We start from the raw sequence: 10,020 nt of genomic DNA, 5'->3' as shown, positions 1-10,020 counted from the left end.
AACACCGTTGTCACGGCTGCCTCCATCTCTGGCCTCCTCCGGTTAAGAAAGTTCTTACCCCTAACATTGGTGTGAACATCGCTGAGCTGGCAACGTTCATCGCAGGTTATGGACAACATGCCGTGGAGCCGTGAGTGAGCTAAATTTGGGCTCAGCCGTGGGATTTTCCAAGTGAGCTACTTGGAAAATGGCGACTTTGAGACGATGTTTTTTTCGGCTCAAAGCGAGGTCCGAGACCGCTTTTGAGGCTCGGGCCGTCCTGCCCACCGCGTTCCAGTCCAAATTTGGCGAACGGTAAGGCGGCAGATTACCGCAATGCTGCCGGTTAGGATTCAGCTGGGATATTCTCCCGCAGAACGCGGGCCGGATTACCCGCGATCACCACGTTATCCCCGAAGGACTTGGTGACGGTTGAATTGGCGCCAACGACCACGTTGTTTCCTAAGGTCACGCCAGGGAGAATGACAGAGCCGCCGCCAATCCAGACGTGGTCACCGATTGTGACGGGTTTGCCGAGACCAGTAAAGGCATCACGCCCAGCCGGATCAAGGGGATGATAAGCTGAGTAGATCTGGACGTGGGGGGCCATCATGCAGTGATCCCCAATCGTGACGGGGGCGACGTCTAAGATGACGTTGTCATAGTTACAAAGGAAGTAGTCCCCCACATGGATGTTGTAGCCGAAGTCACAGCGGAAGTTGGGTTGGACCCAGGGACTCTTGCCGACTGAGCCAAAAAGCTGACGAACAACGTGTTCCTTTTCCTCGGCGGCCGTGTCATCGAGTTCATTCATGATCTTACAGAGTCGGCGGGCCTTGGTCTCCTCAGCAGCCAGTTCGGGGTCCATAATATTGTAGGGTTCACCTGCTAGAAACTTTTCTTTTTCAGTCTTCATCTTGCGATAGCCTCCAGGTCTTTTTGCTCATTGTAGCATAGAACGGACAATTTGTACGGACTAATTGTAACCGCTAACATTCATCCGTCAATTAAACTGGCGATGGCCTGCGATTATCCGAGACACTGATGATTGGCCCCTGCAGAAGTGTGGGCCTTTAATTTACTCGCTAAGCTAACCGGACGGCCTGGCGAGGGTTCTGGGGACAGATAGCATAGAATGAATACCATAGCTATGGGAAACCCCTGGTGCCCATAGTTGGTGCTCAGCTAAAAATATAAAACGGATAATGTCGGACGACTACCATCATCTTGGCTGATTACTATTCGTGGCTGGGTGAATTTGGCCTTCGCAAGCGCGGAGGTCTATTTGTGTTCCTGAAATTAAAACGGTTACAAAAATTAATCCTGCGAATAATCGCGAATTTTGAAAAATAACTTTGTTATAATATGTAGTGCTTGTTAATTTTAGTCGATAAGAGGGATTGGAAATGAAGGAATTAAATGTAGCAGCTGACGGGAAGTGGCCACGATGAATCGGCAACATCACTTACGCGGAATTTTACTAGCCAGTTTTGCCGCGATGTTATGGGGCGTCTCGGGGGTTGCGGCCAGTTCGCTGTTTACCTTCAATTCACAAGTGACCGCACTCTGGTTATCTCAGATTAGAATGATCAGTGCCGGGCTGATTCTGTTAGTGATCGCCCGTATCGTAGGATCTCAGCCCCTCAAGATCTGGCACCAGAAAGCCTCGGCCATCCAGGTCGTGAGCTATGGCCTGCTGGGAATGATTCCAGTTCAGCTCTGTTACTTTGAAGCCGTCAAGTATGGTAATGCACCGATTGCGACCATTATTCAATTCTTGGGGCCGTTCATTATTAGCCTATACTTTTTGATTTTTAAACGCATTACGCCCACGCGACCTGAAGCCGTCGGGATGATCATGGCCTTTTTTGGCACGCTACTGATTGTGACTCACGGGCACCTGAATAGCCTGGCCATCTCGCCAATTGTGCTCTTCTGGGGTGGTTTATCCGCGATTGGCGTTGCGACGAACACGCTGTTGCCGCGGCCATTACTGCCTAAGTTTGGCGCGTTGTCAGTGACCGGGTGGGGGTTACTCGTTGCCGGGATTTCCCTAAATGTCTTCGGTCCGCTCTGGCAGACCCACGTGAGCGTCAGCTGGGTAGAGGTCGGTCTGATCCTGTTTATTATTATCTTCGGCACGGTCTTTCCGTTCCTAATGTTTGCCCACGCCTTGGCGGATATTCTCCCCACGACGGCCAGCCTGCTGGATGCCTTTGAGCCCTTGGCTGCCACGGTCTTCTCGGTAACTTTTCTAAACGTTCAGTTGACCAGCTACGACTTGTTCGGCGGCGCGATGATTATTCTCGCCGTGATGGCCTTGTCCTTAAATGGTCGCAAGATGATCAATTTTATCCGACGCCTGGGTACGAATGAAAGCTGATAAATAACCATCTATAGATTACGGGGACCCGCCTTGCTGGTGGGTTGTCGGAATCTATTTTTTTGACTAAAGAGAAATTACGGATCATGCTGGTCCTGGCAACAGCAGTTGGCCTAAAACTAGGAAACATGGTAATTCCTTCATCTTACACAGAGTTCTTAGGCGACTGCGGTACTGATGGTCACAGGCAATAAGTCTTGCTATCCCACAGCAGATTCTGTATACTGGTTAACAATTCAGTCAATTGGCTGAAATCAAGGAGATGATCGACGATGATGGCATCGTTATTTGTACAGAAGAGTGCTGGCTGTTAGCGACACTTTTCTGCAAAACCTTTCAGAGAAGTGTCTGGTTTAAATCTGAAAGGAAGCAACATTTATGGAACCAACAATCACCGCTTACGAATATAGTTATATTACCCAGCAAGTCAACGCCCTCGTCAGTGCCTACTTATCAGTGAATGATAAGCGCATGCGCCGCGTTGTTCGGGACACCACGATTGAGAATATCGCGGCCCACTTGCCCGTTGATGAACCGCTCGCCCAAGACTTTTTGACGCGTCTACAGCCGGATCGGTTAACCCGTGAGGCGGCAGCCAAACTGCTACCGAGTCTGGAACCCCTAGTGATTCCGTTCCCCAGTTTGAGTCAGAAACAATTGGAAAAGCTCTTTCGTAAGGTGAAGAAGTTAAAGCAACCGGAATGGGCGACCGTAAACCTACGAGAAACGACCTATCTGGGGTGGAACGATGGTGGTAGTCAGAAGAAATACCTCGTCGCGCCTCATCAGGGTCGGCTGATCGGGATTCAGGGCGACATGGGCCCCAAGGTTGTGAAGGGCGTCTGCGCCATCTGCCAAACGATTGGCAACGTTTCTTTGTTCGTGTCGACCACTAAGAAATCCGGTCTCGGCACGTTTACACGGAATGGCAATTACATCTGTCGCGATAGCGCTCAGTGTAATCGTCAGTTGACGGATCCCCAACCACTGGCTGACTTCTTAGATATTGTGCGACCAAAACGTTAAACGACAATCAAAAAACGCACCGCAGTTTCCCAATTGGGGAGACTACGGTGCGTTTCGCATTTCAAGGGGAAGTGCGCAAGCTTAAGAAGAAATACTAAGCGACCTTTTTGATTTTCAAGGTCATGGCGTTGATGGCAACGATGATGGTGCTCAGTGACATGACGATCGCACCGACCATCGGATCAAGCATGAAGCCAATGGGGGCGAGCACACCGGCTGCCAGTGGAATGGCAATCAGGTTGTAGCCAGCTCCCCACCAGAGGTTCTCGGTCATCTTGCGGTGCATAGCGCGGGCCAGATCCAAGAATTGAATGACATCGGCGGGATCACTGGAAACGAGGATGATGTCGGCCGATTCAATGGCGACATCTGTCCCGGAGCCAATGGCCATTCCGATATCGGCACGAGCGAGGCTAGGGGCATCGTTGACCCCGTCACCAATGAAGAGAACCTTGCCCTTGCCTTGGTATTCTTGAACCAGACGTTCCTTGTCCTCAGGCAATAGGCGCGCTTGAACGTCCTCGATCCCAACGGAAGCAGCGACCTTGTTTGCCGTTTCTTGGTTATCGCCGGTCAACATTACCGGCGTGATGCCTTGCTTCTTCAAGGAAGCAACGAGCTTGGCCGCGGCCGGCTTGATTTGGTCACCCTGTGCAACCAACCCTAAGACTTGATCACCAGCGACCAGGTAACTGATAGAATTGCCTTCAGCGGCAAAAGCCTTGAATTGGTCGTGATCGTAAGTCAAGTGGTGTTGGTCGAGGTAGTTTACCGAAACGACACCGTACGTGGTGCCGGCTACCGTCCCGAACTGCCCTAGGCCGGTTTCTTGGTGGGTTTCTTCGGCCGCGGTTAAGCTAACAGCTTTAGCCTTGGCTGCCGTTAAGATTCCCGTTGCCAGAGGGTGACTCGATCCCTTTTCCAAGCTGGCCATGAGGCCCAGAATCTCGTCAGCGGTGTGGCTGTCGTCCAGGCTAACCAGGTGGTTGACCTTAAATTCGCCCATAGTCAGCGTACCCGTTTTGTCCATCAAGGCAAATTTTAATTGGTTAACTTGTTCCATCGCGGTCCGGTTACGGATGAGTAGCCCATTTTGAGCGGCTAACGCGGTACTCCGAGAAACCACCAGGGGTACGGCGAGTCCCAAGGCGTGGGGGCAGGCAATGACGAAGACGGCCACGGCCACGGGAAGTGCAACGGCCAGGTTGGCAACGGTCAACCAGACGATGAAGGCGAGAATGCCGACGAAGAGGGCGGCGTAGAACAGCCAGCCAGCGACACGATCGGCCAAGTTTTCGGACTTGGATTTTTCATTCTTGGCATCCTTGATTAGGGCCATCACTTGGGCGAGGTAACCGGAATCCCCGGTCCCGGTGACCTTAGCGGTAAGCGTTCCGGTTCCGTTCACAGAGCCCCCAATGACGGTATCGCCAGTGCCCTTACGAACGGCCTTGGATTCACCGGTAACTAAGGATTCGTTGACGTCGGAACCGCCGGAGAGAATCGTGGCATCGGCTGGAATCTGTTCCCCGGCGCGGATAGCCACGGTCTGGCCCACTTGTAAATCGCTCAGCTTGATGTCGGTCAGATTGCCCTGATCGTCGACAACGTGGGCTTCTTGGGGCAGGAGCTTACCCAAGGCATCCACGGCGGAACCAGCATTCATGACCGCATTCATTTCGATCCAGTGTCCCAATAACATGATGACAATCAGGGTGGACAGTTCCCAGAAGAAATTGTTGACGGTTGGCGTCACGTGAAAGAGATTGTTGGCAATGACCGCGTAGATACTGTAGATGTAGGCGACACCAACCCCCATGGCGATCAGGGTCATCATAGCGGGCCGCTTCATTTGAAGTTCGGCCTTGGCGCCACTGAAGAAGGGCATCCCCCCGTAGAAGAAGAGGACGGTTCCCAGAATCGCCACGATCCAGTCGCTACCAGGAAATACCCACTGGAAGGGAAGGGTCATGCCCATCATGGGCGACATTAAGATGACGGGAATGGTTAGAATTAAGGAGACCCAGAACTTGCGTTTCAGGTTGCCCATGTGCATCATGTGCCCATCGCCCATGTCCATATCCATGTCGCTCATATCCATGTTACTCATGTCTTGGTGTTTTTGAGAATCCATTCCCCGATCAGCAGGGGCCATTTGAGTGTGGTCCATGCCCTTCATATCGTGTTGCATGTTCATGTGGGTCATGCCCAGTTGACGTTCGGATGATTTCATAATCAGCAGCTCCCTTCGTATCCCTCCGGCAGGCAGTCGCACGAGATCGTAGCGGGTGCCGTGGTTAATTTTGTCTGTAAATGCTGAATCAATTCTTGAATATCGTCTTGGCTCAGTTCGGTTTGGTCAATCGCATTGACGAAGGCCTGTCCCCGACACATCGCACACATCTGGTCGAGTTGACCGGCTAGGGCGGTGTCCATCGCGGCTTGTTCCGCAATGAGTGGGGTGTAAATGAACTGACGGCCATTCTTGGTCGTGGCTAATGCGCCCTTTTTGACGAGCCGGCCAATCAGGGTCTTGATGGTGGCCGCCTTCCAGTCGTGCTGTTGACTGACCAGGTCAATAATCGTGTGGCTGTCGGCCTGTCCCAGGGTCCAGACGATCCGCATCACACACCACTCAGCGTTGGTAATGGTTTCGGTAATTTCAGTAGTTGGCACGATGAGTCACTCCTCGTTTGTTTACACTTGTAGTTTTATGAATGACTAAAGTTTACATCTGTAAACTCAAACTGTCAAGAAGCAACCTCTAAGGTATCTCAAAAGGTGAGAAAGGGACGTCGGGTCTAGGGAAAATAACGCGGATTAATGGGGCTGGCAACCGCTAATGGCGCTGAATCATCAAATGACGGTCACATTACAAATTGACTAATAAGAAATTAAAATTTACGCAAGATTCCCCCGAACCGTGGCTTTGCCTGGTACACTTTGTATAATTGAATGATAAATCAGTTTAAGAAGGGAGCTTTTGTGCTCGTGGTTCTTTTAAAACGTTGGCTACGTGCCATTGCCGTGATCGGGCTGATCATGACCGTTCTTGCGCCGGGAACAGCGCGGGCGGCCACTGTCAGTAAGGTACCTGCGCGGGCTGCTTACGTCATGGACGCTAATAGCGGTCAGGTGCTCTACCAACAAAACGCCGATAAACGGTACCCAATTGCATCATTATCAAAATTATTAACGGTTTACCTCACGGTGAAAGCAATCAATGAAGGAAAACTCAGTTGGGACGAAGAGGTCACCATGCCGCAGAATCTCATCAAATTGAGTCACAGTTACGCCTATTCTTCCCTGAGAATGAAGTCAGGCGAGAAATTTACCGTTCGTCAATTAGTTGCGGCAGCGATGATTGCATCGTCTAACAGTGCCGCCACCGAGTTAGGTGAGGTGGTTGCCGGTAGTAATGCCAAGTTTGTGGCTTTGATGAACCAGCAGAGCGAAGACTGGGGATTAGAAGCCAATTTCATTAGCTCATCGGGGCTCGATAATTCTGACCTGAAGGACTTTGATCTGGTTTTGCCGGATACGGGGAAAGATGAACAGAACCTGGTGTCAGCGAAGGCGATCACGAAGGTGGCCCAACAGCTGCTCAAGGCCGATCCGCAGATTACAGACATTGCTAGCAAGACGGAAGCCAGCATCAACGGCACCAAGATCTACAATGAAAATAGCTGTCTGCCGGGTAAGTCTCAATATAAGAAGGAAAGCGGCATTGACGGTCTCAAGACCGGTTACACGGAGAATGCCAAGCTGTGTTTCACAGCTACCTACACGGTTAATGGTCAGCGGATGGTTGCCACCATTTTGGGTGGGGACACAACCTTTTCGGCAATGAATAAGCTGATTAAGCAGTTGAAACAAAAGTATCGGTTGGAAACGACTCGGTTAACGGAGCGGCGCATTTCGTTGTCTAATGGTTTAGCGACCACGGTGACGGCGACGCCAATAACCGCGCAGGCCGGTGTGTGGTACCAGGATAAGACGGCCGGGTTAACGACCAAGGTGGAGACCAAGTTAACACCGGCGCAATTGAGCTCCGGGACCGTTGATGCGGGAGACCCAGTGGCCCAAGCTACGGTGACGGATAAGCAGACGGGAGCCCAACAGCAGGTGATGTATCGGGCCCAACGAACCACGACATTATTTGCGGAGCGCGTGGTCTTCACGGCAAAAAATAACGTCGATCAACTCCTAACGGCGCTACAGCAACCAGCTAAGAGTTTGTTTTAACGGTTAAACCAACCTGAGCCATCTGCGGTTGGATTCAGGAAAAAAACCGTTATTTTAGGCCTGACCAGAAGTCGAGATGATAATCTCGGCTTTTTTTGTCCTATTTAATGCTCTTAATAGGAAAGAAAAGGTGGCGTTACGATGAAAACAGAGATTGAAAAGGTGACCTTTGAGGGAAATCTTAGGCGAGTTTTATGAAAATAACGGTTGGTTTAAAATGAACCGGCCGAGGGGGATAAGGCTTTTTTAACCCAATTAGCCAGTTTAGCCGATGATTATGCGGCTAATTTATCCAAAAATAACCCCTATCTGGCTAAAACATGTCAGATTTTGACGGGTAACCCAGTCAATAATTCGCGTGGTTGACACGTTTAGTAAATTACAGACTAACATTAGTAAAATTATTACCTCAACCCCCTTAGGTGGTATATCAGAACCGAAAATTGGCAAAATCTTGGTTTTTAGTGAAAACGCCAACATTTTTATTTTAAAATTTAAGGTAAATCACAAAGTAACGTAAAACGTTGTAATAGCGGGACTTCTCACTTGATTACCTGGTAGCGAATTGGCTACCAGCCGACATTAATTTTTTAATTTGTGCTTGAAAGCGATTTCTACACGTGGTACGCTGAACCTAACTTGTATATTAGTTGCAAGGGAGCGTTACCGGAAATACCCTAGCTAGGATTGCCACAGCGTTCAGTTTTGCCCTTATTTTGCTCGTTTAGACTATATATTTTAGGAAGTGTCAGGAAAATTGGATAAAACTCAAAAAACGATTACCATTGCAGCCGAGCCCTTTAACATAAAAGACCGTATCGGTTACATGTTTGGTGATATTGGGAATAACTTCTCATTCAACGTTATTAACTCGTTCTTAATGATTTTCTACACCAACGTCCTTGGTTTAACCGGGGCCCAGGTTGGTATTTTGTTCTTGACCGCTCGGTTCGTTGATGCTTTTGCGGATATTATGGTTGGTCGGTTCGTCGATAACAGTAAGTTACATAAGAGTGGGCGATTCCAGCCTTGGATCAACCGGATGAAGTACCCACTGATGTTGGCCTTCATCTTGACCTTCGTTCCAATCGTTAAAGATTGGGCAATGCCAGCACGGTTGGCTTACGTCTTCATCACTTACTTATCATGGGGGATCTTCTACTCCTCAGTTAACATTCCTTATGGCTCAATGGCTTCCGCAATTAGTGGTGACCCTAACGATAAGACGTCACTGTCTACGTTCCGTGCCATTGGTTCTGCCGTTGGTAGTGCGCTGACCAGTTACGTTCTGCCACTGATCATTTACGTTGGGGCTTCTCAGAAAATTTCTGGTAGCCGTTTCTTCTGGGTTGTTGTGGGCTGTGCCTTCATCGCCTGGGCTTGCTACACGTTGACGACTGCTTTAACGACTGAACGTGTGCGGACTGAAAAGTCTGAAAAGGTGCCATTATCACGTTTGGTTAAGGGTTTGTTTGAAAACAAAGCCTTGGTTGTCTTGGTTCTGGTTGATATCTTAATCGTTATTAACCAAAACTTATCTGGGACGTTATTAACGTACCTGTTCAACGATTACTTCAAGGATACCAAAGCCTTGAGTATCGCGTTGGTCTTCAACTTTGCGACGGTTATTCTGTTAGCCCCATTCAGTAACTGGATGACGCGGACATTTGGTCGTAAAGAATGTTCGATCGTTGCCTTATTCATCGGTGCCGCTATCTACGGGACTTTGATGATGATGCGGACACAAAGTGCTGGGTTCTACCTGGTTATGTTGTTCTTCGGTTCCTTAGGTGCCGGGGTCTTCAACCTGATGGTTTGGGCCTTCATCACTGATGTTATCGATAATCACGAAGTCTTGACAGGTGTTCGTGAAGATGGGGTTGTTTACGGGGTTAACTCATTTGCTCGTAAAGTTGCCCAAGCGATCGCCGGTGGTTTCGGTGGGTTCATGTTGACCTTCATCGGTTACAAGTCTTCTACTGGTGGTGGTGCCCAACAAAGTGTCACGGTTGTTAACCACATCTACACCTTGGCAACTGGTGTTCCTACCTTCTGTCTGTTATTGGCCGGCTTGGTCTTACTGTTCTTCTACCCATTGAGTAAGAAGCGCGTTAACGCCAACGCTGCCAAATTAGCTGAAATTCACTCTGAAAACGCTGAAGAGGAAGAAGAAGCTAAGTAAGCTGACAGGTTCTAAAATTGACTGTGTTTTAAAAGGCGCCGCTACGGCCATCCCATCGGATGGTTGTAGTGGCGCCTTTACGTTGTCTTTGGCAATGAGTATGGAGGAAGACTTCCGCCTACGGTTGCCAGAGATTCCGGCTGCTGTGGGGACCGCCTGCGGCCTGAAGTACGGTCCTCCGGCTCGGTTTGAAGCCCGGAAAAGT

At 49.7% G+C, this 10,020-nt stretch carries 7 protein-coding genes; 4 read left to right on the top strand and 3 right to left on the bottom strand.

The window, feature by feature from the left end:
• Window positions 1–325: 325 nt before the first annotated feature.
• Entirely contained in the window at window positions 326–895 is a 570-nt protein-coding gene (locus FD28_RS09025) for a sugar O-acetyltransferase (protein WP_057734717.1), read from the bottom strand.
• Between the two features lie 531 nt (window positions 896–1,426).
• Here FD28_RS09025 and FD28_RS09020 point away from each other — a divergent pair.
• Window positions 1,427–2,362 (top strand): DMT family transporter, encoded by a 936-nt coding sequence (locus FD28_RS09020; RefSeq protein ID WP_057734716.1) that lies wholly within the window; start codon window positions 1,427–1,429, stop codon window positions 2,360–2,362.
• 378 nt (window positions 2,363–2,740) lie between these two features.
• The gene (locus FD28_RS09015; RefSeq protein WP_057734715.1) at window positions 2,741–3,388 is read left to right on the top strand and encodes a FusB/FusC family EF-G-binding protein; all 648 of its coding nucleotides are present in this window, start codon (window positions 2,741–2,743) and stop codon (window positions 3,386–3,388) included.
• 94 nt (window positions 3,389–3,482) lie between these two features.
• Here the strand turns inward: FD28_RS09015 and FD28_RS09010 are convergent, their stop codons facing one another.
• Together FD28_RS09010 and FD28_RS09005 are read right to left on the bottom strand one after the other, a co-directional pair.
• Window positions 3,483–5,522, bottom strand: coding sequence for a heavy metal translocating P-type ATPase (locus FD28_RS09010; protein ID WP_057734945.1), 2,040 nt, complete (start codon window positions 5,520–5,522; stop codon window positions 3,483–3,485).
• A gap of 101 nt (window positions 5,523–5,623) precedes the next feature.
• Complete coding sequence (locus tag FD28_RS09005) at window positions 5,624–6,064, bottom strand: CopY/TcrY family copper transport repressor (protein ID WP_057734714.1); 441 nt, start codon at window positions 6,062–6,064, stop codon at window positions 5,624–5,626.
• A gap of 315 nt (window positions 6,065–6,379) precedes the next feature.
• Between FD28_RS09005 and FD28_RS09000 the strand changes: the two genes are divergently transcribed.
• Window positions 6,380–7,633 carry a D-alanyl-D-alanine carboxypeptidase family protein gene (locus FD28_RS09000; RefSeq protein ID WP_057734944.1) on the top strand — a complete coding sequence of 418 codons (1,254 nt, stop codon included), beginning with the start codon at window positions 6,380–6,382 and terminating at the stop codon, window positions 7,631–7,633.
• A 757-nt stretch (window positions 7,634–8,390) separates the two neighbouring features.
• On the top strand, window positions 8,391–9,815 hold the full coding sequence (locus FD28_RS08995; protein ID WP_057734713.1) for an MFS transporter: 1,425 nt from the start codon (window positions 8,391–8,393) through the stop codon (window positions 9,813–9,815).
• Window positions 9,816–10,020: the final 205 nt, after the last annotated feature.

Origin of the sequence: Levilactobacillus hammesii DSM 16381 (genome assembly GCF_001434395.1) — a bacterium.
Taxonomy (GTDB): domain Bacteria; phylum Bacillota; class Bacilli; order Lactobacillales; family Lactobacillaceae; genus Levilactobacillus; species Levilactobacillus hammesii.
Note: the sequence above shows the minus strand (reverse complement) of the source record. Positions and strands in the feature narration are given on the sequence as shown.

Excerpts from the sequence above, each read along its gene's own strand:
- FD28_RS09015 (WP_057734715.1), top strand. The coding sequence starts at position 2,741 with ATGGAACCAACAATCACCGCTTACGAATATAGTTATATTACCCAGCAA.
- FD28_RS09010 (WP_057734945.1), bottom strand. The coding sequence starts at position 5,522 with ATGGATTCTCAAAAACACCAAGACATGAGTAACATGGATATGAGCGAC.
- FD28_RS09020 (WP_057734716.1), top strand. The coding sequence starts at position 1,427 with ATGAATCGGCAACATCACTTACGCGGAATTTTACTAGCCAGTTTTGCC.
- FD28_RS09025 (WP_057734717.1), bottom strand. The coding sequence starts at position 895 with ATGAAGACTGAAAAAGAAAAGTTTCTAGCAGGTGAACCCTACAATATT.